28 protein-coding genes and 2 pseudogenes are annotated in these 22571 nt (G+C 66.4%); 13 read left to right on the forward strand and 17 right to left on the reverse strand.

What is annotated here, in order from left to right:
- Positions 1-250: 250 nt before the first annotated feature.
- From ACSJDX_RS04350 to ACSJDX_RS04375, 6 genes are all read left to right on the forward strand, one after another.
- On the forward strand, positions 251-949 hold the full coding sequence (locus ACSJDX_RS04350; RefSeq protein ID WP_438354353.1) for a nucleoside/nucleotide kinase family protein: 699 nt from the start codon (positions 251-253) through the stop codon (positions 947-949).
- Complete coding sequence (locus tag ACSJDX_RS04355) at positions 946-1719, forward strand: ATP-binding cassette domain-containing protein (protein ID WP_438354354.1); 774 nt, start codon at positions 946-948, stop codon at positions 1717-1719. The genes ACSJDX_RS04350 and ACSJDX_RS04355 overlap by 4 nt, the downstream gene beginning before the upstream one ends.
- A complete protein-coding gene (locus ACSJDX_RS04360; protein WP_438354355.1) occupies positions 1716-2537 on the forward strand; it encodes an ABC transporter permease in 822 nt (273 codons plus the stop codon). The genes ACSJDX_RS04355 and ACSJDX_RS04360 overlap by 4 nt, the downstream gene beginning before the upstream one ends.
- A 7-nt stretch (positions 2538-2544) precedes the next feature.
- Positions 2545-2808, forward strand: a complete 264-nt coding sequence (locus ACSJDX_RS04365) for a hypothetical protein (RefSeq protein ID WP_438354356.1) — start codon at positions 2545-2547, stop codon at positions 2806-2808.
- A 116-nt stretch (positions 2809-2924) separates the two neighbouring features.
- A complete protein-coding gene (locus ACSJDX_RS04370) occupies positions 2925-3914 on the forward strand; it encodes an ABC transporter substrate-binding protein (protein ID WP_438354357.1) in 990 nt (329 codons plus the stop codon).
- A gap of 93 nt (positions 3915-4007) precedes the next feature.
- Positions 4008-5477, forward strand: coding sequence for a mannitol dehydrogenase family protein (locus tag ACSJDX_RS04375; protein WP_438354358.1), 1470 nt, complete (start codon positions 4008-4010; stop codon positions 5475-5477).
- 122 nt (positions 5478-5599) lie between these two features.
- Here the strand turns inward: ACSJDX_RS04375 and ACSJDX_RS04380 are convergent, their stop codons facing one another.
- The 5 genes from ACSJDX_RS04380 to ACSJDX_RS04400 all read right to left on the reverse strand — a co-directional run bounded on the left by ACSJDX_RS04380 (position 5600) and on the right by ACSJDX_RS04400 (position 8375).
- Positions 5600-6460, reverse strand: a complete 861-nt coding sequence (locus ACSJDX_RS04380) for a DUF3800 domain-containing protein (RefSeq protein WP_438354359.1) — start codon at positions 6458-6460, stop codon at positions 5600-5602.
- 166 nt (positions 6461-6626) lie between these two features.
- Positions 6627-6767, reverse strand: a complete 141-nt coding sequence (locus ACSJDX_RS04385) for a hypothetical protein (protein ID WP_438354360.1) — start codon at positions 6765-6767, stop codon at positions 6627-6629.
- A gap of 52 nt (positions 6768-6819) precedes the next feature.
- Complete coding sequence (locus ACSJDX_RS04390) at positions 6820-7389, reverse strand: dihydrofolate reductase family protein (protein WP_438354361.1); 570 nt, start codon at positions 7387-7389, stop codon at positions 6820-6822.
- A 206-nt stretch (positions 7390-7595) separates the two neighbouring features.
- Complete coding sequence (locus ACSJDX_RS04395) at positions 7596-8006, reverse strand: hypothetical protein (protein ID WP_438354362.1); 411 nt, start codon at positions 8004-8006, stop codon at positions 7596-7598.
- 9 nt (positions 8007-8015) lie between these two features.
- Positions 8016-8375, reverse strand: coding sequence for a PASTA domain-containing protein (locus ACSJDX_RS04400; protein ID WP_438354363.1), 360 nt, complete (start codon positions 8373-8375; stop codon positions 8016-8018).
- Positions 8376-8453: 78 nt separating this feature from the next.
- Between ACSJDX_RS04400 and ACSJDX_RS04405 the strand changes: the two genes are divergently transcribed.
- Both ACSJDX_RS04405 and ACSJDX_RS04410 read left to right on the forward strand, forming a co-directional pair.
- Positions 8454-9032 carry a GNAT family N-acetyltransferase gene (locus tag ACSJDX_RS04405; RefSeq protein WP_438354364.1) on the forward strand — a complete coding sequence of 193 codons (579 nt, stop codon included), beginning with the start codon at positions 8454-8456 and terminating at the stop codon, positions 9030-9032.
- A gap of 121 nt (positions 9033-9153) precedes the next feature.
- Positions 9154-9549 (forward strand): hypothetical protein, encoded by a 396-nt coding sequence (locus ACSJDX_RS04410; RefSeq protein WP_438354365.1) that lies wholly within the window; start codon positions 9154-9156, stop codon positions 9547-9549.
- On the opposite strand, the gene ACSJDX_RS04415 is transcribed toward ACSJDX_RS04410, so the two are convergent.
- From ACSJDX_RS04415 to ACSJDX_RS04425, 3 genes and pseudogenes are all read right to left on the reverse strand, one after another.
- Positions 9546-10007: a GNAT family N-acetyltransferase gene (locus ACSJDX_RS04415; RefSeq protein ID WP_438354366.1), complete on the reverse strand. Its 462-nt coding sequence runs from the start codon at positions 10005-10007 to the stop codon at positions 9546-9548. The genes ACSJDX_RS04410 and ACSJDX_RS04415 overlap by 4 nt on opposite strands.
- A 66-nt stretch (positions 10008-10073) precedes the next feature.
- Entirely contained in the window at positions 10074-10646 is a 573-nt protein-coding gene (locus tag ACSJDX_RS04420) for an NYN domain-containing protein (RefSeq protein ID WP_438354367.1), read from the reverse strand.
- A 118-nt stretch (positions 10647-10764) separates the two neighbouring features.
- Positions 10765-10869, reverse strand: a pseudogene (locus tag ACSJDX_RS04425) (AraC family transcriptional regulator); the annotation flags it as partial.
- A gap of 146 nt (positions 10870-11015) precedes the next feature.
- Here ACSJDX_RS04425 and ACSJDX_RS04430 point away from each other — a divergent pair.
- The 4 genes from ACSJDX_RS04430 (at position 11016) to ACSJDX_RS04445 (ending at position 13413) form a co-directional block, all read left to right on the forward strand.
- Entirely contained in the window at positions 11016-11984 is a 969-nt protein-coding gene (locus ACSJDX_RS04430; RefSeq protein ID WP_438354368.1) for a hypothetical protein, read from the forward strand.
- On the forward strand, positions 11972-12484 hold the full coding sequence (locus tag ACSJDX_RS04435; protein ID WP_438354369.1) for a hypothetical protein: 513 nt from the start codon (positions 11972-11974) through the stop codon (positions 12482-12484). The genes ACSJDX_RS04430 and ACSJDX_RS04435 overlap by 13 nt, the downstream gene beginning before the upstream one ends.
- A 165-nt stretch (positions 12485-12649) precedes the next feature.
- The gene (locus ACSJDX_RS04440; RefSeq protein WP_438354370.1) at positions 12650-12937 is read left to right on the forward strand and encodes a DUF1905 domain-containing protein; all 288 of its coding nucleotides are present in this window, start codon (positions 12650-12652) and stop codon (positions 12935-12937) included.
- Positions 12938-13008: 71 nt separating this feature from the next.
- A complete protein-coding gene (locus tag ACSJDX_RS04445) occupies positions 13009-13413 on the forward strand; it encodes a PPOX class F420-dependent oxidoreductase (protein ID WP_438354371.1) in 405 nt (134 codons plus the stop codon).
- A 264-nt stretch (positions 13414-13677) separates the two neighbouring features.
- On the opposite strand, the gene ACSJDX_RS04450 is transcribed toward ACSJDX_RS04445, so the two are convergent.
- The 7 genes and pseudogenes from ACSJDX_RS04450 to ACSJDX_RS04480 all read right to left on the reverse strand — a co-directional run.
- On the reverse strand, positions 13678-14070 hold the full coding sequence (locus ACSJDX_RS04450) for a hypothetical protein (RefSeq protein ID WP_438354372.1): 393 nt from the start codon (positions 14068-14070) through the stop codon (positions 13678-13680).
- Between the two features lie 125 nt (positions 14071-14195).
- Positions 14196-14927 carry a hypothetical protein gene (locus ACSJDX_RS04455; RefSeq protein WP_438354373.1) on the reverse strand — a complete coding sequence of 244 codons (732 nt, stop codon included), beginning with the start codon at positions 14925-14927 and terminating at the stop codon, positions 14196-14198.
- 285 nt (positions 14928-15212) lie between these two features.
- Positions 15213-16091, reverse strand: a complete 879-nt coding sequence (locus ACSJDX_RS04460; RefSeq protein ID WP_438354374.1) for a hypothetical protein — start codon at positions 16089-16091, stop codon at positions 15213-15215.
- Complete coding sequence (locus ACSJDX_RS04465) at positions 16088-16609, reverse strand: DUF6932 family protein (RefSeq protein ID WP_438354375.1); 522 nt, start codon at positions 16607-16609, stop codon at positions 16088-16090. Before ACSJDX_RS04465 ends, ACSJDX_RS04460 begins: the two co-directional genes overlap by 4 nt.
- Before the next feature lie 148 nt (positions 16610-16757).
- Positions 16758-17282 (reverse strand): hypothetical protein, encoded by a 525-nt coding sequence (locus tag ACSJDX_RS04470; protein ID WP_438354376.1) that lies wholly within the window; start codon positions 17280-17282, stop codon positions 16758-16760.
- 36 nt (positions 17283-17318) lie between these two features.
- Positions 17319-18553 (reverse strand): IS3 family transposase gene (locus ACSJDX_RS04475; RefSeq protein WP_438353915.1). Its coding sequence is split into 2 segments (ribosomal slippage): positions 17319-18277 and positions 18277-18553, totalling 1236 coding nucleotides; the frame shifts between segments, so codons are not numbered across the junction.
- A gap of 48 nt (positions 18554-18601) precedes the next feature.
- Positions 18602-19627: pseudogene (locus ACSJDX_RS04480) on the reverse strand (IS256 family transposase); the annotation flags it as partial.
- 614 nt (positions 19628-20241) lie between these two features.
- Between ACSJDX_RS04480 and ACSJDX_RS04485 the strand changes: the two are divergent.
- Positions 20242-20499 (forward strand): hypothetical protein, encoded by a 258-nt coding sequence (locus ACSJDX_RS04485; protein ID WP_438354377.1) that lies wholly within the window; start codon positions 20242-20244, stop codon positions 20497-20499.
- Positions 20500-20555: 56 nt separating this feature from the next.
- On the opposite strand, the gene ACSJDX_RS04490 is transcribed toward ACSJDX_RS04485, so the two are convergent.
- Positions 20556-21536, reverse strand: a complete 981-nt coding sequence (locus ACSJDX_RS04490; RefSeq protein WP_438354933.1) for a LacI family DNA-binding transcriptional regulator — start codon at positions 21534-21536, stop codon at positions 20556-20558.
- A gap of 98 nt (positions 21537-21634) precedes the next feature.
- The gene (locus ACSJDX_RS04495; protein ID WP_438354378.1) at positions 21635-22522 is read right to left on the reverse strand and encodes a hypothetical protein; all 888 of its coding nucleotides are present in this window, start codon (positions 22520-22522) and stop codon (positions 21635-21637) included.
- Positions 22523-22571: the final 49 nt, after the last annotated feature.

Consider the following 22571-nt stretch of genomic DNA (forward strand, 5'->3'; position numbering starts at 1 on the left):
GTGCTCTCTTTCGACGATGAAGTGGATGCCTGGGGTGTCGCGGCGGCCGGCGGCCGAACGCGTGCGCCGCAGACATGCTACCCGCAGAATAACGCTCATGACTCCGGTGTCATCACCTTTTCGTCACGGCGCTTGACACCGGTGACATGATGCGCGTACGTTGCTAAAGATCTCGGAGCCTCCCGACTCCGATCCGCTTCATCGACGCAGCGCGCAGACGCCGTCGTCACCAACGAAGGAACGACAGACCGTGACCACCACACCCGGCGAGAGCACCCCGCCGACCGTGCAGGAGAGCATCCCGCAGCTGGTCGAGCGTGCCCGTGCGCTGATCACCGGCGGCGGTCGCCGCATCCTGGGTCTCACCGGAACCCCCGGGGCCGGCAAGTCCACCGTCGCCGCCGAGCTGCTCGACGCCCTCGGCGACCAGGCCGTGCTCGTCGGCATGGACGGATTCCACCTCGCCAACGCCGAGCTCATCCGACTCGGCCGCCGCGACCGCAAGGGCGCGCCCGACACGTTCGACGTCGACGGCTACGTCGCCCTGCTCGCCCGCCTCCGCGCCCAGACCTCCGGCGTCATCCACGCCCCGCTGTTCGACCGCTCGATCGAGGAGTCGATCGGCTCGGCGATCGCGGTGCCCGCCGGCATCCCGCTCGTGATCACCGAGGGCAACTACCTGCTCCACGACGCGCACGGCTGGGACGCGGTGGCCGACCACCTCGACCAGACGTGGTTCCTCGACGTGGATGCCTCCGAGCGCCGTCGCCGTCTGGTGGCGCGTCGCGAGTCCTACGGCCACGCCCCCGACGCCGCCCTGGCGTGGGTGGCCGACGTCGACGAGCCGAACGCGCAGCTCGTCGACCCGGCGCGCGATCGCGCCGACCTGATCGTCCGCGTCTCGCCCACCGGCGAGGCATCCGCCCGCACTGAAGGAGTTCCCGCATGAGCACCGCACCCGTTCCCGTCCTCCAGGCGCGGGGGTTGTCGCGTCAGTTCGGTCATGTGCGGGCGCTCAACGAGGTGGATTTCGAGGTCTATCCGGGTGAGGTGACCGCGTTGATCGGGGATAACGGGGCGGGGAAGTCGACCCTGGTGAAGGCCCTCTCCGGCAACCTGGCCGTGGACAGTGGGACGATCCTGTTCGACGGGGAGGAGGTGGACATGTCCACCCCGTCCGCCGTGTCCGCCCTGGGGATCGAGACCGTCTATCAGGACCTGGCCCTGGCCCCGCATCTGGACCCGGTGCAGAACATGTACCTGGGTCGGGAGATCCGCCGCCCGGGCATCGCCGGTGCGTTCGGGTTCATGAAGACCAAGGACATGGCCAAAGCGTCCCGGGCCGCGTTCGACGACCTGGGCGCCACGGTGCGGTCCCTCACCTCCCCGGTCGGGGAGATGTCGGGCGGGCAGCGGCAGGCGATCGCGATCGCCCGTGCCGTGCACTGGGCGTCCCGGGTGGTGTTCCTCGACGAACCCACCGCCGCGCTCGGCGTCCGGCAGACCAAGAACGTCCTGGACACCATCCGGCGGGTGTCGGACAAGGGCATCGCGGTGGTGTTCATCTCCCACTCCATGCCCCACGTCATCGAAGTGTCCGACCGCATCCAGGTCCTCCGCCTCGGCACCCGCGTCGCGAACGTGAACGCGAAAGACACCTCGATGGAAGAACTCGTCGGCCTCATGACCGGCGCCGTCACCAAGGAGACGACCCGATGAGCACCACGAAGACGCCCGCCACCCCGGCCACCGAGACGGTCGCGATCGGGACGTTCGACGAACCGCAGATCGGCTTCTTCAAGCGGATGCTGCGGGCCCAGGCCTTCCAGATCTTCCTGGTGCTGCTCGTCATCATCGCGGTGTTCGGCTTCATCGCGCCCGACACGTTCGCGCAGTGGTCGAACTTCCGCCTGATCATCCAGAACGCCTCGATCCTGGCCGTGCTCGCCGTGGGCATGACCTTCGTCATCTCGACCTCCGGCATCGACCTGTCGATCGGCTCGGTGCTGGTGTTCTCCGGCGTGGTCGCCGCGATGACCATGCGTGCCCTCGGCGGCGAAGGATGGGGCGTCGCCCTGATCGGTGTGGCCGTCGCGATCGTCTCCGGCACGTTCTGGGGGCTGTTCAACGGCTTCCTCATCGCGAAGGGCAAGATCCCGCCGCTCATCGTCACCCTGGGAACCCTCGGCATCACGCTCGGTCTCGCCCAGATCCTCACCGGCGGTGTAGACATCCGCGAGGTGCCGCTCGTGCTCACCACCTCGATCGGCTACGGCAACGTGCTGGGCAGCATCCCCACCATCTCGGTCATCGCCCTCGTCGTGATCGTGTGCGGCGCGGTCGGGCTGCGCTTCACCCGCTTCGGCCTCTACACGCTGGCGGTGGGTTCGAGCGAGATCGCCGCACGCCGGGTCGGCGTCAAGGTCGACGGGCAGCTGATGCGCGTCTACATGCTCTCGGGCGGACTCGCGGGAGGCCGGCATCCTCTCGCTCTCGCAGTTCTCCACCACGGCGATCGCGGGCCAGTCGCAGACTAACCTCAACGTGATCGCGGGCGTGGTCATCGGCGGCACCTCGCTGTTCGGCGGAGTCGGCACCATCCTCGGCACCGTCGTGGGTCTGTTCATCCCCGCGGTGCTGCAGAACGGGTTCGTCATCACCGGCGTGCAGCCGTTCTGGCAGCAGGTCGCCGTCGGCGCCGTGCTGATCACCGCGGTCTACGTCGATCAGGTGCGCCGCTCGGCCGCCCTGCGCGGCAACTCGCAGGGGATGTGGCGCAAATTCCTCAGCGGCGGCCGCAAAGGCTGACCGTTCCCGCCCCGCACGGGCGGACCCAGATGTCCGGCGGACTCCGCCGGCGAATGCCGGGACAGCGTTCTCGACACCCGGCTCACACCTCACAACAGAGAGAAACGGTAATCACAATGAAGTGGAGCAAGAAGACTCTTGCCGTCGCTGCCCTCGGCGCCAGCGCCGCCCTGATGCTGGCCGGATGTTCCGGTGGCGGCTCGGGAAGCGCGTCGGGCGGTGCGGGCGCGGGTGGGTACAAGATCGCGTTCGTGCAGGGTGTGGCGGGGGATGAGTTCTATATCTCGATGCAGTGTGGGATCGAGTCGGCGGCGAAGGCGGCCGGGGCGACGGTGACCACGCAGGGTCCGGAGAAGTTCGACCCGACGCTGCAGAAGCCGATCGTGGACGCGGTGGTCGCGTCCAAGCCGGACGCGCTGCTGATCGCCCCGACGGATGTCGCGGCGATGCAGGCGCCGATCGCTGCGGCGGCGGCGGCCGGGATCAAGGTGGTCCTGGTGGACACCACCCTGACGGACCCGTCGATGGCGGTCTCGCAGATCTCCTCGGACAACAAGGGTGGCGGGGCGGCCGCGTTCGACGCGATCAAGGCCGCACACCCCGAGGGCGGCAAGGTCCTGGTCGTCTCCATCGACCCGGGCATCTCCACCTCCGACGCGCGTGCGGCCGGGTTCGAGGAAGCCGTCGCGAAAGACTCCAAGTTCTCCTCCCTGGGGATCCAGTACTCGCACAACGAGCCGGCCACCGCGGCGGAGATCGTCACCGCGGCACTGCAGAAGGACCCCGACATCGTGGGCATCTTCGCCGCGAACCTGTTCGCCGCCGAAGGCACCGCGACCGGGATCAAGCAGGCCGGGAAGACCGGGGTCACCGTCGTCGGGTTCGACGCCGGCCCCGCCCAGGTGAAGGCCCTCAAGGACGGCACCGTGCAGGCCCTCGTCGCCCAGGAACCGGCCACCATCGGCACCGACGGTGTCACCCAGGCCATCAACGCGCTCACCGGCAAGGCCACCGAAGCGCAGATCCAGACCGGGTTCACCATCCTCACCAAGGACAACATCGACACCACCGGCGCCACCGCCGTCTACCAGTCCAAGTGCAACTAACCACCCGCACTGAATGAGACCGCCGGCGGGCACCCACACCGGGTGCCCGCCGGCCACCACTTTCCCCACCTCGACCTCTGCAGAGGAGCACCCATGACCACGCTCGGCGCAGCATCCCTCGGTGCCCTCGACCCGGCCGTCGCCGTGCCCGGCTACGACCGCTCCGCCGTCTCCAGCGCGATCGTCCACTTCGGCGTCGGAGGCTTCCACCGCGCGCACGAGGCGATGTACCTCGACCGCATCCTCGGCGCCGGTTCCACCGAGTGGGGCATCTGCGGCGTCGGCATCATGCCGTTCGACCTCGCCATGCGCGACGCGCTCACCGCGCAGGACGGCCTCTACACGCTCGTCACCACCGCCCCCGACGGCACCACCGAGGCGCGCGTCGTCGGCTCGATCGTCGAGTACCTCTACGCCCCCGACGACCCCGAGGCCGTGCTCGCCAAGCTCGCCGACCCCGGCACCCGCATCGTCTCGCTCACGATCACCGAGGGCGGATACGGCGTCGACGACGCCACCGGCGAGTTCCGGCCGACGGATGCCACGACCACCGCCGACCTCGTCGCCGGCGGGGTTCCCGGCCACACGCCGGCCAGCGTGCTGGGCTACCTCACGGAGGCACTCCGTCGGCGCCGCGCCGCCGGCATCCTCCCCTTCACCGTCATGTCGTGCGACAACATCCAGGGCAACGGGCACGTCGCCCGCACCGCGCTGCTCGGCTTCGCCGGCCGCGTCGACCCCGAGCTCGGCTCCTGGATCGCCGACAACGTGTCGTTCCCGAACTCGATGGTCGACCGCATCACTCCGGTGACGACCGACCAGACCCGCGACGACGTGCGCGCCGCGTTCGGCATCGAGGATTGCTGGCCCGTGCACTCCGAGTCGTACGAGCAGTGGGTGCTCGAAGACGCCTTCACGCTCGGCCGCCCTCCGCTCGAGGAGGTCGGCGTGCAGCTCGTGCCCGACGTGCTGCCGTACGAGCTGATGAAGCTGCGGCTGCTCAACGCGTCGCACCAGGCGATGAGCTACCTCGGCATCCTCTCCGGAGCCGAGTACGTGCACGAGGTCTGCACCGACCCGCTGTTCGTCGGATTCCTGCAGGACTACATGCACCTCGAGGCGATCCCCACCCTGCGCCCGGTGCCCGGCATCGACCTCGACGCCTACTGCGACCAGCTCATCGCCCGCTTCGGCAGCGAGGCCATCCGCGACACCCTCGCCCGCCAGATCGTCGACGGCTCCGACCGCATCCCGAAGTTCCTCCTGCCGGTGGTGCGCGAGCAGCTCGCGGCCGGCGGCGACATCTCGCGGGCGGTCCTCGTGCTGGCGGCGTGGAGCCTCTTCCTGGAGACGGATGCTGCCGTCGACCGTCGTCTCGAAGAGCTGCGCGCCGCGGTGGCCGCCGAGGCCACGGCGCCGGGCCAGTTCCTCGACTACGCCCCCGTCTTCGGCGGCCTCGGCGCGAACGAGACCCTGCGCGCGGCCTTCATCGCGGCTCGCTCATCGATCTCCTCGTTCGGAGCCCGCGCGTCGATCGAGGCCCTCTCCCGACCCGGTCGCTGAGGTCGCGGCGAACGAGCTGGACCAATGCTGTTGCAATTCCCGATCGAGCGGACATTCAGCCGCACGACTCGTCGACGCACCGCTGACACGCTGGTCAGTTGCGACTCGCCTAGATTTGCGCGTCAGAGATCTGGAACCTTGGCGCCCCGCGGGTAAGCGGAGACCCCCCAATCCACGATGCTCCCCGTTGCAGAATGCACAGCGAAATGCGGGCGAAGCGCATCCCACAAGTACCCCAGCTCTGTGGGCGGAGCGCCCCGCTCAAGGGCAATCGTCACGGTGTAGCTGGCGATGTCCGCGAGCTGGATGATCTCGCGATCCCAGGTGCTGAGTGCGGTGTCCACCCACAGCGGCTTGTCGAGCACGAGGTTGTAGTTCGGCTTTCGACGCAAGTTCTGCCCGAGCAGATCACGCATTTCGTGAACGACCCCGTCGCGGTACAGCCGTTCGTGGTGGGATTGCTGATCCGCAACGACAATCGCGCCTTCACCCGCATGGATGTCCTCCATCGTTAGAGCGATCCTTTGGTGGAGGTAGGTATAGGCGACACCAACAGGGTTCACCATCTTGTTCCTCCGGATGGCCTCGCGCTTGTCGAAGGAGATGACGAAAATCAGCGGTCGGAACTTGTCGAGAAGAAGGCCGATATCGCGACTCAGTGCGTCGACCTTCTGAACGGAGTCGATTGCAGCCCACCCGCTCGGTCGCTGCTCACGCAGGTTCGCCGTCGTGTCCGGCATGGATCGAGTGATGAACTTGCCCTTGATCTCGGTGTCTCCCCACACTCCATCCACGGTGTCCCCGAAGTGTTTTCTCTTGAGGATGAGGAGAGCCTCTGCAAGCGGTCGCCGAGAAGAGTCTCGTATCCCTACTCCGGACAAGCTGAAGTAGTGGCTCTGCCCGACTTTCAGGTTTGGTGTCACGATGTGCTCGTCCAGATCAAAACCCGCATCGCCGGTCTCGTCGGTGTAGAAGATCAGCACTCTTAGCCCCCATCTATGCGCCGTCGACCACGTCGACTCCCCCAGCGATACGGCTACAAACCGTTCGTCCTCGTGACGAGTGAAGCGAGCCGACTCGCGCGCAGTCAAGAGGAGCGTGCGAAGTCCTCTGGATCCTGGAGGACGACCGAACTGAGCGGACCCGCCTCTAGACCGGCTCGGTCGTGCGGATCAGACCGCAGGTGAGGCACGACCACGCGACGAGGAACCGCTCGTCGTCGAGCACCTCGAATCTCAGCGGATCCCCGCACGTCGGGCAGACGAGCGGATCCGGTCGCTCCTGCGTCACCCCACCAGCCTAGGGACGCTGGCTTTGAGAGCGGCCGCTCCGCCGCTCGGGTTCAGCGCAGGATGCGGTAGCGGAGGTGCGTGACGCCGCCCTCGCCTTCGAGCACCCGCACCCGCTCGAGTTGCCGCTGCCCCACGCCGAGATGCTCGAACAGGAGTCGGCCTACACCGAAGAGCACCGGCACGAGGTGGATCTCCAGCTCGTCGAGGAGACCCGCGACGATCGCGCGCTGCGCCGTGCTCGCCCCGTGCACGAGCACGTTCTTGTCGCCTGCTGCCGCCTTCGCGTCGCGGAACGCCGTCTCGAGGTCGTCGGTGTACTGCACGGCATCCATGTCCCGCGTCCACTGCGGGCGTTCGCGGCGGCTGATCACCCAGATCGGCACGCCGTCGTGATGGTCGCCGTGCCAGCCGTTGGCGGGCTCGAACGTGCCCCGACCGGCCAGCACCGCACCCGTAGACATGAACTCGCCGACGATCTGCGTGTTGACCGGCCCCTCGGGCGGGAACACCCACTCGTGCAGCCGCATCCCTCCGTCTCCGAGGCCGTTCTCGTCGGCGACGTTCGGCCCGGTGATGAACCCATCGACCGACATGGACATGTACAGCACCGTTGCACCCATCGCCCGCTCCTCCACTCCGACGACACCACCCGCATTCTCGTCCGCGTGCACGTTCTCGGCTACGGTCTCGTCGTCACGCGCACCACCTTCGGTGAGGCATCGGGAGTCATGGCTGACTCGAGCCGCGCGCCTCGAGCGGCCCTTCGAGATCAGCGGCTCCGCATGGGCCGCGCGCGGAGTCGTTCCGGACTGACCCGATCGGATGCCTAAGCCCGCCCGCGACCGACAAGTCCCGAGCCGACGAGCCGCCGCACACCCCCGCGCGCGAGCATCAGCACCACGATCAGTGCGGTGACCGGGAAGAAGCCGCCCAGCTGCACCGCCCCTCCGAAGACGAGGTCGGTGAGTTCGAGCACCAGGAACTTGCTGCCCGGCAACACGAGCAGGAGTGTCGCAGCATCCACGGTCCGCAGCCATCCACGCTCGGTGTCGCGGGTGCGCGCGACGATGCGCTTCTTCACGACCATCACGAGTTCGAGCACCATCTTGAGCAGCACGGCCGTCAAAAGCGACAGCAAGAACGACTCCGAGATGACGCTCGGGAAGAGCTGCACGAACGCGCCGAGCACCACGAGGTAGACGAAGACGTCCACGAGGTCGATCGCACGCACCCGCACGCGACGAGCCTAGTGAGCGGTCAGGTCCGAATCCGCCCCGCCACTCTCGCGCGGGCGCGGCGGTGCGGCGGCGTGCGCCGCATCCGTCGACGGAGGTCTCGGCGACCGGACGCGCGCGGTGTCGCCCATGTCTCCGTGGGCGACGATCTCGACGCGCACCGACGCGTGGCGCGTCACGACAGCACCCGCCTCAGGATGCTGCGTCACGATGTAGAACAGTCCGGGCCATGCGAGAGCGCCGATCGGCGGCCCGTCGGGATCGAGGCTGGCGAGGGTGACGCCGCACTCCGCCGCACGGGCACGCCCCAGGTGGAACGGCATCCCGACCACGTCGGGAACCGCGACCAGGTCGCCCACCGCCTCCCACATGCCGACAGGCTACCCGCGCGATCTCGGGCTGTCAGGAGTGCTGTTCCCCCACGTCGCCCACAGGTCGACAATGTCGTCATGACGGCGCACGAGATCAAACCGCTGACGCTCGACACATACCCGGCCTGGTTGGCCCTGGCCGAGAAGCACAACGGCGTGTGGGGCGGGTGCTACTGCAGCTACTTCCACGGCGACACCGCGACCACGAAGAAGGACGACGTCGACCGCCCCACCTTCAAGCGGCGGCTGATCGAGGAAGGCGTCGCGCACGCTGCGCTCGTCTTCGACGGTGACCAGGCGATCGCGTGGTGCGAGTACGGCTCCCCCGCCGAGCTGCCGGGCATCTATCACCGCAAGGAGTACGACGCCGGCGAGGCCCACCCCGCGCCGTGGCGCATCACGTGTTTCTTCGTCGACCGCGACCACCGCCGCAAGGGTGTCGCGCTCGAGGCGCTGCGCGGAGCCCTCGACCTGATCGCGCAGGCCGGCGGCGGCGAGGTGGTGTCGTTCCCGAACATCGTCGAACCCGGCAAGCGGGTGTCGTCGTCGTTCCTGCATAACGTCACCCCGGGCATGTTCGAGGAGGCCGGCTTCACCTTCGAGCGCCGGATCGGCAAGAACAAGACGGTGATGCGCCGCGTCGTCGAGCCGGCATGAGAGCGGATGCTGCCACCGCCCCCTTGCGCTGACGTTGCGCTGGTCTGACGAGGCCTGAGGAGAGGTATCCGCTCCTCGAAGCTCGCCACGCTTGTGACCCCCGAGTCAGTAGCGTGAGGTCATGCCGTTCGCCCTCGCGTTGACCGTCGTGCTCGCTCTGCTGGCCGTGTTCCAGCTCGCGCTGGCGCTGGGCGCACCGCTCGGTCGATTCGCGTGGGGCGGCCAGCACCAGCGCCTCCCCGCACGCCTGCGGATCGGAAGCGTGATCTCGATCGTGATCTACGCCTTCATCGCGCTGGTCGCGTGGGACCGCGTCGGCGCTGTCAACGTGTTCGGCGACCTCTTCTCGCAGGTGGCGATGTGGATCGTCTTCGCGTACTTCACCCTCGGAATCCTGCTCAACGCGGTCTCGCGCAGCATCCCCGAGCGCAACACGATGGTGCCCGTGTCACTCGTGCTCGCCGCCCTCTCGCTGCTCATCGCCCTCGGCGTGGGCGAACTGGCGATGGCCGCCTAGGACGTCGCTGCCGAGACTCCGCCGACGGCGGGCGCATAGCCGTCGCCCCAGCGCAGCATCCAGAACTCCGGGTCGGTGATGCGCTGGAAGCCGTACTGCTCGTAGAGTCCGTGCGCGTCTTCGGTGAACAGCGCGGTGCGCTTGAGTCCGAGGGGCTTCAGGTCGTCGATGATGCCCGCCATCAGGCGCTTACCGACGCCGCGGCCGCGCGCCTCCGGGTCGACGAAGACGTCGGCGATCCACCCGAACGTCACCCCATCGGTGATCGCCCGGGCGTAGGCGAGCTGCTGCCCGCTGCGCGCATCGAAGACGCCGTAGTTGCGCGATCCGGCCATGGCCGCCTCGTGCGTCTCGCGCGTGCGGCCGCGCGCCCAGTACGACTCCTCCGCCAGCCAGCGGTGCACGCGCGCGACATCCATGCGCGCAGCGTCGGTCGAGAAGTCGAGGTCGTCGGACATGCTCCGATCCAATCACCGGCCGGCGGCGCGGCCGGTGGCCACAGCGGGACGAGTGGATGCCTCGGGCTAGCCGCCCAGCCCCAGGAACACGGTCGGGTCGAACTCCTCGATGGGGATGACCCGGATGCGCGGCAGCGGTGCGTCGAAGACCCGCGCGTCGTACTCGAGGTCGAACTTGTGGAGGCCCGGGATGGAGGCGAACCCGATGTTGCGGAACTCCGAGAAGCCCACGACTCCGACGCGTCGCTCACCGTCGATGAGTGCCGCGAGGTCGTCGAGGAAGTCGCCGTCGTGGCTGGCGAGGATCACGTCGCCCGGGCGGTCGGCGAAGGCCTGCAGCGTGCGCTGGATCGCGATGTCGACGATCTTCTCGTCGGCCACTCCCGACAGCGGGACGACGATGTAATCCATCGCCTTCAGCGCCTGGACGAACGACATCGGGATGCCTGCCGACGCGTTGAGGAAGAAGACGCCGCGTGCGGGCTGTCCCCACGTGCGCGCGGCGAAGGCGGTGAGGCGATCCCATCGCGGACGCTCATCGGGCTGCGGACGCCGGTTGAGGATCGACCCGCCCAGTGTCGCGTCGATGTTCTCTCCGTCGACCAGCAGCCAGGTGGTGCGCGCATCGGCATCCGTCACGGGTGCCCTCCTCGAGGTCTCGTCGGCGTCGTCCGCCTGCGAACAGGCTACGCGGCGGGCGGCACCTCCTGCGCGGAGGCGGACCCGCCGGCCGCTCCCGGACGACGGGTCCGCTCCCTCAGACGCGCTCGACCGGAAGCCACAGCTCGCAGGTGGCTGGACTGAAGTCGTCGGCGCGGTCGAGCACCGCGACGATCGACCGCCCGAGGCGCCAGCGCGAGGAGTTCGAGGAGTCGTGCGTCCGGACCCAAGAACCCTGTACACCAACTCGGGTCGGCGCCATGGGCACCGACTTCGCATTCGGGCCGAACGCGATCGGCTGCGAGCACGGGCGTTCAGACCGAAGACGGATATCCCATGAATTGCAACTTGATCAGCGGTGCCATCCACGGCTGCTTGGGGTCCAATAGTGAGGTTTTCAACGATCTGTCGCTACGTTCGAGAGAAACCAGCACCTACGACGGAGTGGATATGGCTGAAGAGAACCCCTGGAACGCCGCACGTCTCATCCCTACGTCGGGGATAAACGGAGCGGAGGAACAAGAACGCCGCGCAACCTCCGCATTGCTCGCGGTCATGAGTTCCGTCAAGGAGTATGGCCGCACACTGACTAGCGCGATGGGTGCACCAGCGGGCACGCTCGAAGCATTCATCGAAGTTCCGTTTCTCCTCGGCGACAAGAAGGTGTTTCCCGACGGCCTCATCCGCATCAAACGCGGCTCGCGAGAATGGACCGCGCTCGTCGAAGTTAAGACCGGGAGCAACGAACTTCAGCGCGAGCAACTCGAGAACTACCTGGATGTCGCCCGCGCGCATCGCTTCGATGCGTTACTCACGATCTCCAACGAGATTCCCCCCGCTCCCGGGTCCCACCCGACTGCTGTCGATAAGCGCAAGGCGAAGAACGTCGCCATGCACCATCTGTCCTGGACGGAAGTCCTCGCGGCGGCCGTGTTGCAGAAGGAGTTCCGCGGGGTGGCTGATCCCGACCAAGCGTGGATCCTCGGAGAGCTGATCCGCTACTTGGAACATCCAAAGTCGGGAGCGGTCGAGTTCACCGACATGGGACCGAGTTGGGTACCTGTCAGAGATGCAGTGTCGAGCGGGACACTCCGCAAGAACGACAAAGAACCGGCGCAGGTAGCCGGGCGATTCGATGCGCTCCTGCGCTACGGGACCCTCAAACTCGGTCAACGTCTCGGAGCAGATGTCACGCAGGTTCTATCGAGAGCGGAGATCGAGAACCCGTCGCTTCGCGTCGCCGCCGTGACAGAGATGTTGGTCACCGACGGCAAGATGGCTGGTGCTATCCGAACCCTAATGCGGTGTCTCCCCTGACTATCGCAGTCGACATCCGCGCCGCGCAGATCATGTGCTCATTCACGACGCATGCGCCCGGAGAGGGGAGGCCCACGACGCGAGTGAACTGGTTGTTGCGCCAACTCAAGGATGCGCCTGACACCCTGCGCATCGAAGCCTTTGCAGCGCGTCAAAGAGGCGGCACCGCGGAGCTTCTCGGCACCGTTCGCGAGAACCCCGCGGTACTCGTGGCCGATCCTTCCAAAGAGATCAAGTCGTTTACAATCACCTACCTCAGCAAGATGGGCGGCGCGCGTCTTGCGGGGAGGTCCGGCTTCATCGACTCGGTGATCGACTCGATGTTTGCGACATACGACGTCGTCGGGCAGCGACTCAAGGACTGGTCGGCTGCACCGCCACGTCTACGAAAGCCTGACGAAGTAGTCGTCGATCAGACTGTCCCCTCTGAAATCCCCTCGGCGGCACTCTCATCGCAAGATGACGAAGCTCCCGGCAGTCTGAGCGGCGCGCAGGTGTAGCGGACGGGAGCCCGCGCCATCGTGCGCCCGAAAGCGCAAACAGCGCGGCCAAGGCCCCCAGCGGGTATGGGTCGTGGTCGATGACCGATCGACGGGTGAATCGCGCGGCTGTCGATTCCTCGCCATTGCGATCGTCATAGGGGTACGACGAACAAGGGAGCCGAGATGAACAGCACCACCGGACCGCTCGATGTCAGGTTCACCGCAACCCTGGGTCGAGTGCGGGACGGCGACACGTGGATATGCGTGCAGTTGCCGGACTCGGCCGCGATCTTCGGCACGCGTGGGCTTGTGAAGGTATCGGGAACGGCAGACGGCCACCCGTTCGACGGTGCGTTCATGGCTTTGGGAGACGGAACCCACAAGCTCCCCATCTCCACTGCGATCCGTCGCGCGATCGGCAAGCACGCAGGTGACGACGTCACCATCCACCTCACCCACAGACGCAGCTAGAGCGACGATGGTGCGCAAGTTGATCGTGCAGATCGCGCCTCGCACACCCGCGCCGGGGTTACGTTCGAGAGATGTACAGCGCTGACGAATGGTCGCGGATCGCGGACAGCCACTTCGTCTCGCTCGTCACATATCGAAAGTCGGGTGCGATAGTTGCGACACCGGTGTGGATCGCCGCGGAGGGTGACGACCTCGTGGTCACCACCGAGCGCTCGACTGGCAAGGTCAAGCGGCTTCGCCGCAACGCGAGCGTCAGCATGCGTCCGTGCACCCGGATGGGCCATGTCGCCGACGATGCGATCACCGTCGCAGGAACCGCCGCGTTGGACGAAGACCAGACCGCGGGCAATCGCGCACTCGCCGCGAAATACGGGTTGCAGTTCAAGATCTTCCTGGCGCTCGAGCGACTGGTCAGGCGCGTGCAGCGGAAGCCGGGGCAGAGAGTCATCGTTCGGATCTCACGCACGATCGGCTGAGCTCACCGGCAGCCATCCCGCCTTCTGCATATCGCGCGTAGGTGAGGGAGTCCGCCGACTCCTCCCGAAGCCGCGCTTCCGGAAGATGTGGCGGTCGGCTGCCGCGAAACACGCTATGCGACTCCATCCACACGCTTAGCGTCACTTCGACCAGCTCGCTCCCCCGGGGTGGATGCGTGGCCCAAGCGATTGCTCGTTTCGAGTCCCTATCCGCAACGCGGTGAGCGGCAGGCAGGTCGGCGGAAAAACAAGCGCCTGCCCAGCTCAGTCGGTTTGCGATGCGTCTTCGGAAAGATGCCGTTCGACGGCCTGGGCGAGGTCGTCCACACCGTGTTGCACGGTGGCGGCGTAACCGATGAAGAATCGGTTAGCCAGCGGCACCGCCCAAGCGCTGCGGCCTGCGATGTTGAAGACTCGATAGTGAAGCGTCGTGGGGTTGCTGGTCACGCTGATCTCGCCGCGATACCACCAATGACCTTGGATCCCGACGGCCCGAGGGCTGTAATCCACATCGACGTATTTGGCAGCGTCCTCGGCTGTCGTGGATGACTCATCTCCCGAGAGGAACCGACGAAGCATCCAGCCGTCATCGATGAGGTGTTCGACAGCGATGGGATCCGCGTTCACGGGCGCGGATGCCTCGAAGAGCAGTTTCACCGATACATCCCATCGGTTGAGCGACCATTTGAGCGTAGACCTGGAATCCGCGGGGATCCTCTTGCGTGCACTGCCCGACTGAGGTGTGTTGCCGGCGATCACTCCGCTCTCGCCAGCGCCGATTGTTAGTCGCGCTCGTGGTCTGTGGATTGAGCTTGGTCACCGTGCGTCAGGATGTGCTCCGCGTGTGTCAGGCCACCACGGATCTGCGAGAGCAGGTCCATCAGGTCTACTGGCTGGTCGGATTTGAACATGTCCCAACGGCTTTCGGGGTCGGGAGAGTTCCACGCGATCGAGTCGATCCATTCGGGCCACGGAGTCACGTCGTCCCAACTCTCGACGATGCTGACCCCCCTTGCAAACATGTCCTGCGCGTCGTCGCCGTAGTGGTACTCGATCGGTGTGCGCCAGACACCCCAGGCGTACCCGTCGAGGCCGTAATGAACAAGGAGGTACTCCATCGCCGTTGGCGGAACGACGGCGTCCGACGCGGTGGGGCTAGGCACTCCTCCCGAGTGCAGGGAGAGTTCGCGGTCGGCTGCACCATCGCGCTCCTCGTCAACCTCGGTAGCCATGTCCCACGCTCCGAAGGACACCTCCTCGGCCTCTGGGAGCGGGAACACTCGCCTGTGCCCACCCCAGGGATCGTTGAACAGGTAACCGCCTATCCCGTCGTGCTCGACATCGCGCGGCAACACCGTGTTCGCACCGTCGGCGACCCACAAGTTGATCCAGTCAGGGTTGTCCGGATGGGGCTCTACCCTCCCGTGGATCGGGAGATGGTGTGCTTCATCGAGGCGTTGCATTCCCATCCCGAACTTGAAGAGATGGCGAATGTCGTTGTCGGTCAGCCGCATTTCGCTCCCTGCACTGGAACGTTGAGGCCACCTAGTCTTGCGCAACGGACGGTCGGCCGGGACCGCGCCGATCCCCTTGCGGGCACCGCGCGGCTTCGGCCCCTAATCGCGCAGACCTAGAGAACGCTGCGTGATGTTTGATCAGCGTGCGCACACGCCTCGGCAGCATCGAGCCAGCTGCTCAGCAAGCGCGCCGGGGCGAGGTATTTCACGTAGGTCTTCGGTCGAGTTCGCAGTGATGATCATCGCCCGCGGATATAGGAGAGCGGCCGCGAGCGATTGATCTCAGATAAGGCGCTTGTCTGGGGAGACGGAAAGTAGGGAGTAGCTCGGATGAGACTTCGATCCGTCAGCGCGCAGCGTGACGAGTCGTTCGATTCGCGCGACCACCGGCTGGCCGACGAGATCCATTACGGTCGACAACTGCGATTCGTCGACTGCGCCGTAGAACTCGTGACCGCTGTCACGTTCCTCGATATAGAACAGGCGCCGCCGTGTGCGCATACCGTCCATGATCCCGTAAACAGTCAGGGTGTCCTTCTTATCTTGAGCATCGGAAAGGAGCTCTGGAACTTCCGCGGCTTGTTCAACCGTGAGGACGGAGTGCTGCTGCTCTGCCTCGCCCGTCGGGGTCATCGACAGCGAGATCGACGACGTGCCGCCCAGAGCGGCGGCCAACGACTTCACAGCCGACCTGTATTGAGGCCGGCGGAGGGGTAGAGCGCGGAGGGTCCGCTGGTCGTCGGAATTCTCCGGAAGTATCTCGATCAGTTCCCGCACGGCGCTCTCCGCAAGGTGCGCCGTCGGCGACCGTTCCATCGCTTTGGGGTCGACATCGGTTGTCGGGAACTCGAAGTAGAGCGTGCCTCGGGACTGTCCGACGGGCACTAGCGGGGCGCGCTCGAGCAGCCCGGCCTGCACATTGATGGCCGCGTTCGATGGGTAAAGGAGCGCCTTAGCGGCCAGCGCAGTAGCTCGCTGCAGCGCGGACGTGACGTTCGCGATGACCGTCGCGGTTACCGGACCGTCGATGTCGACACGCAGTTGCGTGGTGGGCGGAGTGAACTTTGCTCTGAGCGCAAGGAGCGAGCCGCGTCGGTACTTGTCGACGCGAGTATCGGTGCCGATCGTGGAGAGCAAGCCATCGATCTCGTCGCGGATCACCAGACCACCTCCACCACTCCTCGATATCCAGGGACATCGTCGCCTGTGGGAAGGGTAACGGTACCCATCCACGTGACTACTTGGTCAGCATCCTCAGGCACCACGAAGTACGACTCGAGTCGACCCCCAAACGGGTGCAGCACCTCGAAGTACTCTGGCCCGAGCGACGCGACGATCACGTCGTGCAGAGACATACACAGTTGGAATCGGTGCTCCTCGCTGTCGGTCCAGTGCTCGATCGTGCTCGGTTCATCGGGGATGATTGCCACTTCGAGAGCTTCGCAAGGGCCTGCCTGCCTGGACACGAAGGTCCCGGCGAGCAGCAGCCTGCCGCTAGGGAAGAGCTCCCTTAAGTGCGCCAGGAGCTGCTCGAGCGCCATCCAAGCTGTGCGGCGATCGCTTCCGCCGTCAGCCGCGAACTCGCGGTAGACGTCTTCCATCTCCACTTCGTGCACGCCGGGCACCAGCCAGCCTGTGCGTTCGTCGAGCATCATGGCCCAGTCCAGTCCGTCCCCCACGAGGGCGAGTATGGCAGACGCGTGGTCCGGATTCCGCTAACCACGGCTGGGTGAGATCGACACGCGAGCTGCGAGCGCCTACGACCTCATGGGCGCCGCGTGCGGAGGGATCGGCCGGGGGCAGCGGCAGGAGCTGGCGGTGCGAAAGCTACACTCGCGCGAGCCGACGAAGTGTCTTTCGGTACTCCGCGATGAACGCGTCAACCGGGAGTCTGTCGGTTCCGTAGAAGGCAGCAGAGTCGATGCCGAACTCATCTGAAAGCTGCAGTTCCCGCCTCAGCTCCTTGATGCGATTGCGAGCGACCTGCCTGCCGTCGCCACCGTAGGGCAGGTTGTATCGCGCGCGTTGAGATCTCGGCCGCGTACCGAGGAGCGAACGTCGATTGACAGTCACTGTGCGCTCGACCACAGCCCGGCCCCCGCGGTTGCTGGTTATCTCTACCGAGCAATCGAGAGCGGTGAGACGTCGTCGAAGCTGCGCGAAAGTGATGACCCGCTCGCCCGCTTCGATTCCTCGGCTGTGCTGCAGTAGCCACTGCGCCATCAGCTGAAGTTCAATGTCGCTGCGGTCGCCAGTGAACTTGTTCGCGCCAAGGCGATGTCCCGCGACCCGGACTGTCCACTTGACAAGCTCGTCTTGTGAAGAGGTGAGAACCAGCCCGTTCTCGTCCATGAACGCCATCATCGTGAATCGGCCTGACTTTCGTTCCTATCGGGAGCCTTGTCCGGCAGGTGCCGGTTGGGCTGATTCCAGGTCAGCGTAGTATGCGTTCTCGACCTCGATCGGGGTGCGCATGTCGAGCTCGCCGTGGAGGCGCTGGTTGTTCCACCACCACACCCACTCGAGCGTCGCGAGTTCGACCTGCTCGACGGTCCGCCACGGTCCGCGCTGACGGATCAGCTCGGTCTTGTAGAGGTTGTTGACCGCCTCTGCCATCGCGTTATCAAACGAGTCGCCGACGGTCCCCGTGGAGGGGACCGCGCCGAGCTCGACGATCCGCTCCGTGTAGACCATCGCGGTGTAGTTCGACCCATGGTCAGCGTGATGGATGAGCCCGTCGAGCCGTCCGCCGACGCCCCAGGCGGCCATGTCGAGCGCCTGCATCGGCAGGATCTCGGCGCGCAGCGTGGATGCGACGTTCCAGCCGACGATCCGCCTCGAGTAGACGTCGGTGACGAACGCGACGTACGCGAAACCGGACCAGGTGGCGACATACGTCACGTCACACACCCAGAGCCGTCGCGGCGCCGGCGCGGTGAAGCGACGGTTGACCAGGTCGCTCGGCAGCGCCACGGTCTTGTCGGAGCGCGTGGTGAATACCCGCTTCGACTTCCGGACGCCGCGGACCCCAGCGAGCCGCATGAGGCGTTCGGTCTGGTCGCGGCCGATGTCCCAGCCTTGCCGGCGCATCAGCGCATGCATCTTCCGGCGGCCGTAGACGCCGTAGTTCTCGGCGTGCAGCCTCGCGACCTCCGGGACCAGCAGCTCATCCTTCAACTGCCGCGCGGACGGCGCACGGCCGATGGCGGCGCGGTAGCCGCGGGAGGTGAGGAAGCCCTGCACTGCCGGTCGCAGGACACGGCAGATGAGCTCGACCCCGAAACGATCCCGGTGCTCATTGATGAACCGGATCATCTCGGTCAGGGGCGGTCGAGCTCCTTCGCGAAAAACACGCTCGCAGCCTTGAGGATCTCATTCGCCTTCCGCAGCTCGGCGTTCTCCTTCTCGAGCTGCTTGATCCGCTGCGCGGCCTCGGTCGCCCCAGGCTTGCCGCCGGCGTCGACCTCGTAGCGGCGCTGCCAGAGCCGCAGCGTCTCCGGGCTCATGCCCAGCAACCCCGCGACGTGACGGACCGCGCTCATCATGTTCGGGTGCGACGGCCGCGTCTCCGCGAGCATCCGCAGCGCGCGCTCACACATCTCCGGCGAATACTTCCTGTTCATCGAGTTCCATCCTTGCTTGAAGAACGGAACGAAAGTCAGGCCGATTCAGTTGACGCGTTCGAGCGGGTTGGTGGACCAGATCTGTCGCCAGTGCGCGGCGGGGAACGCGCAGAACGCGAGGATGTCGTTCTTCGCGTCCTCGAGCATGCCGGCGATCTTCGGGTGCGACCGGGTCAGCATGCGGACGACCTCATGGAACTGGGTGAACACATGCTCGGTGTCGGGCTGCGCGAAGATCGTGCGGATGATCGACGCGACCATCGGGCCGGCGGTCTTCGGGACGTTCGCGAGCACGTTCCGCATGAAGTGAACCCGACACCGCTGCCATGACGAGCCTTGGAACACGGTGTCGATCGCGGCGATCAGCCCGGTGTGAGCATCGGAGATCACCAACTTCACCCCGTCCAGTCCGCGGGCCTTGAGGGATCGGAGGAACGTGGTCCAGAACGGCTGCGATTCGGTGTCCCCGACCTCGAACCCCAGGACTTCCCGGCGCCCGTCGGCGGCGACACCGACCGCGACGACCACGGCTTGGGAGACGACGCGCCGGCCGACGCGGGCTTTGCAGTAAGTCGCGTCGAGGAACACGTAAGGGTATGTCGTGTCTGCGAGCGGCCGGTCCCGGAACGCGGCGACGTCCTCGTCGAGGTTGCCGCAGATCCGCGAGACCTCCGACTTCGAGATGCCGGTGTCCGCGCCGAGCGCCTTGACGAGATCGTCGACCTTGCGGGTGCTCACGCCGTGCACGTACGCCTCCATCACGACCGCGAACAGTGCTTGATCGACTCGGCGGCGGCGTTCCAGCAGCGACGGGAAGAACGACCCTTGCCGCAGCTTCGGGATCCGCAACTCGAGCTCACCCGCGGTCGTAGTGAGCGTGCGAAGCCGGGACCCGTTGCGCTGGGTCACCCGGTCCGGGCTGCGTTCGAACGGGGCGGCGCCGATGAACGCGGCCGCTTCCGCGTCGATCAGCTCTTGGTAGAGCGTCTCGGTCGCGACCCGGATCCGGTTATTCACATCTGTGAGTTTCAGCTCCCCGAGCAACTCGAGGAGGGCAGACTGGTCAAGAGCCATCGTGCGTATGTGTCCTTCCGTGAGATTCCTAGACAGTTCTCACTGACCATCGCACGATGGCTCACCACGTCATCGACGTGACACTCGAGCCGGGAAACTACACCACCCCACGGGACGTCACCCGCGCTATGGGTGGAACCTCGACATCACGCTGCACGCATCTCGCTCCATCCCGGCATCGCGCTTGCTGGGTGTTGCACTGCCTTACCGAAAGCGGATCGGTCGATCCAAGATCTCGAGCAGCTTTCCAGGACTAGTACTAGCGGCGATCGACCATATCCGAGTTCTCTGGACTCACTCCCGTGCCTCGAGGGGAGGATAGCAACGTTGGAAAGATGTGCAAGGGGGGTCTCATGCGCCGGCTTGCCTCTGTTTACTCGGCGACCGCCGTTGACGATCGAATGCCCGTCGGTCTGCGGGCGTTTGATCACCGACGACGTCGAATGACTGTCTGTGAGAGTGGGGGACGCGCTTCCCGTGAATGCGCTGAAGACGCCATCGGCTCTATTGCGGCCTCGGGATTGTTGCGCCAATACTGTCGTCAGCGATCGGCGTCCGCCCGTGGCTTCCGAAACCAGCATGTGTGTACTCCGTGCTTGTTCTTTGGGGGCCGAATGGACCCGAATCAAATTCTCGTCGAGGTGTTGCGGTCGACGCCGTGGTACTGCGTGGTGTGGCTCGCCCTGTCGCTCTCGAAGCGCCTCAGAGTCGGCGACGTACTCTTTGAGTTGACGCGCATGGCCATCTGCGACGCCTACGTGCGCCGACTACGCCGCTATGGAGCCTCTGACAAGCAAATCCGTGCCTTTATCGCGCGCTTCGCGGGACATGAAAGCGAGAAGCGAGATCGCGGATCGATCGCGACCGAATGAACGGGGATCGCGTCAATCGGCGAGATGCTCCCTCTTCTTTCTCGGTCGCCCGCGACTTAGCCCCGCGCCGAACCCACCCGGCAGGACTCCCGCTCAACCAGTGACACGTCGAGCACGCTCACCTCGGCCTCGACCTCCTCGTCGGCCAGCCGGGCGAACACGCGCCCCGCGGCCAGGGTCCCGAGCCGGTACGGGTCTTGGTCGATGACCGTGATGGACGGGGTCAGGGTGTCCGCCATCGGGAAGTCGCCGAAGCCGACCATCGCCATCGGCGAATCCCGCAGCACATGCGCCAAAGCCATCGAGGTACGGGCGTTCGCGGAGAACAGCGCCGTGGGCGGATCCGCAAGACCGCGTAGCCGCGACACTGCCAAAGCCGCGGCATCCCGATCCGACACGAGACGCGCGACCAGGTCGTCGCCGACGCGGATGCCGGCCTCGCGCTGCGCGCGGCGCCAGCCCTCGAAGCGCTTCGTCTCGGTCGACAGGCGCACGACGTCGCCGATGTAGGCGATGCGGCGGTGGCCGTGCGAGATCAGGTGCGACACCGCGTCGAACGCGCCGCCCTCGTCGTTCTCGGTGAAGGTGTCGGCGTCGAGGTGCACGGGGCCGCGGTCGACGAACACCAAAGGTGTGTGCGACCGCCAGCGCTCGAGCCAGGAGTGGTCCGACCCGACGGGGGCGACGACCAGCCCGGAGAGCTGGCGGCCGAGCATCGATTCGAGGGCGTCGCGCTCGTCGTCGGGGTTCTCGCCGAGGCTCGTGACCATCGTCGAGATGCCGCGGGCGCGCGCCGTGTCTTCGATCGCACGGGCGATCGCGGCGAAGAAGGGGTCGACGATGTCGGGCACCGCGACGCCGATCACCGGGGCGCGGCCGGCGCGGAACGTCGTGGCCAGCGCGTTCGGCACGTAGTTCAGCTCGCGCATGGCCTTCTCGACCTCGGCGCGGGTGTGCGGCAGCACGTGCGGGTCGTCGTTGAAGACCCGGGAGACCGTCTTCGTGCTCACGCCGGCCAGCGCGGCCACGTCACGCATGGTCGTCACGTGCGGTCTCCTTTCGCGAGCGAGGGACGGATGCCTCGCGCCACCCTATCCTCCGGGAACCGCGCGGGCGGCTCCCGGAGGATCAGCGGTCACTGTCCGTCGACGGCGGCGGCCAGCTCGTGCAGACGCGGGAGCGCACGGTTGGTGAGCAGGTCCTCGCGGAGCGCAGCATCCGCCGACAGGCTGTCCTTCCAGAGCGACCGGCCGGCCATCGCACCGGCGGCGCCGTTCGCGACGGCGGTGCGCACCTGGCCGATGAAGGTCTCGTGGTCGACGCCGGCCGACAGCACGGCCCACGGCACGCCCTGGGCGGCCTCGGTCACGCGGGCGCTGGCCTCGGCCGAGCCCGGGTACTGCAGCTTCAGGATCTTCGCGCCGCACGCGACCGCGAGGGCCGCACCGTCGATGACCAGGTCGGCGAACGCGGCCTTGTACTCCTCGTCGCTCTCGCCCTCCAGCTGGTAGGTGAGCAGCTCGACGATGAGCAGTAGGCCCTCGGCGTCGCACGCGGCGACCAGGTCGCGGATCTCCTGCGCGACGCGCGAGTTCACGTCCTGCTTGTCGGGGCGCGTGTACCAGAGCATCTTGGCGACGTCGGCGCCCTGCTCACGGATCGAGTGGGGCGTCGCGCCGGGCACGTAGCGCGTGTACTTGAGGCCGTCGACGGTCTCGAAGCCCGAGGCATCCAGTCCCACCACCAGCGCGGTGTCGCGCGACAGGACGCCCTGGTCGACGATCGCGGGGAGCGCGACCTCGGGGTCGAGCAGGATCGCAGGAGCGTGGTTCGCGAGGTGACGCACCAGGTCGGCCTTCACCTCGGCGAGCTCCTCGCGGGTGATCGCGTCGGAGCCGTTGGGGGCGTCCTTGATCGCGGCCTTCATGCCGTTGCGCTGGTCGGCGGCGACGATCAGCATGTGGCCGTCGGGGGTCGAGATCGACTGCAGCGCGCGGCGCTCGAGGGTGTTCAGGGCGTTCATCGGGTGTCTCTCTTTCGTGTGGGTGCGGTTCGAGGCGAGCGGATGCTGC

The sequence above is a fragment of the Microbacterium fluminis genome (assembly GCF_051549805.1).
Lineage (GTDB): Bacteria > Actinomycetota > Actinomycetes > Actinomycetales > Microbacteriaceae > Microbacterium.

Bases quoted from the DNA above. Each gene is read 5' to 3' on its own strand.
- ACSJDX_RS04355 (WP_438354354.1), top strand. From the start codon at position 946: ATGAGCACCGCACCCGTTCCCGTCCTCCAGGCGCGGGGGTTGTCGCGT.
- ACSJDX_RS04360 (WP_438354355.1), top strand. From the start codon at position 1,716: ATGAGCACCACGAAGACGCCCGCCACCCCGGCCACCGAGACGGTCGCG.
- ACSJDX_RS04370 (WP_438354357.1), top strand. From the start codon at position 2,925: ATGAAGTGGAGCAAGAAGACTCTTGCCGTCGCTGCCCTCGGCGCCAGC.
- ACSJDX_RS04375 (WP_438354358.1), top strand. From the start codon at position 4,008: ATGACCACGCTCGGCGCAGCATCCCTCGGTGCCCTCGACCCGGCCGTC.
- ACSJDX_RS04390 (WP_438354361.1), bottom strand. From the start codon at position 7,389: ATGGGTGCAACGGTGCTGTACATGTCCATGTCGGTCGATGGGTTCATC.
- ACSJDX_RS04400 (WP_438354363.1), bottom strand. From the start codon at position 8,375: ATGTGGGAGGCGGTGGGCGACCTGGTCGCGGTTCCCGACGTGGTCGGG.
- ACSJDX_RS04405 (WP_438354364.1), top strand. From the start codon at position 8,454: ATGACGGCGCACGAGATCAAACCGCTGACGCTCGACACATACCCGGCC.
- ACSJDX_RS04410 (WP_438354365.1), top strand. From the start codon at position 9,154: ATGCCGTTCGCCCTCGCGTTGACCGTCGTGCTCGCTCTGCTGGCCGTG.
- ACSJDX_RS04415 (WP_438354366.1), bottom strand. From the start codon at position 10,007: ATGTCCGACGACCTCGACTTCTCGACCGACGCTGCGCGCATGGATGTC.
- ACSJDX_RS04440 (WP_438354370.1), top strand. From the start codon at position 12,650: ATGAACAGCACCACCGGACCGCTCGATGTCAGGTTCACCGCAACCCTG.
- ACSJDX_RS04445 (WP_438354371.1), top strand. From the start codon at position 13,009: ATGTACAGCGCTGACGAATGGTCGCGGATCGCGGACAGCCACTTCGTC.
- ACSJDX_RS04455 (WP_438354373.1), bottom strand. From the start codon at position 14,927: ATGCGGCTGACCGACAACGACATTCGCCATCTCTTCAAGTTCGGGATG.
- ACSJDX_RS04470 (WP_438354376.1), bottom strand. From the start codon at position 17,282: ATGGACGAGAACGGGCTGGTTCTCACCTCTTCACAAGACGAGCTTGTC.
- ACSJDX_RS04485 (WP_438354377.1), top strand. From the start codon at position 20,242: ATGGACCCGAATCAAATTCTCGTCGAGGTGTTGCGGTCGACGCCGTGG.
- ACSJDX_RS04490 (WP_438354933.1), bottom strand. From the start codon at position 21,536: ATGCGTGACGTGGCCGCGCTGGCCGGCGTGAGCACGAAGACGGTCTCC.
- ACSJDX_RS04495 (WP_438354378.1), bottom strand. From the start codon at position 22,522: ATGAACGCCCTGAACACCCTCGAGCGCCGCGCGCTGCAGTCGATCTCG.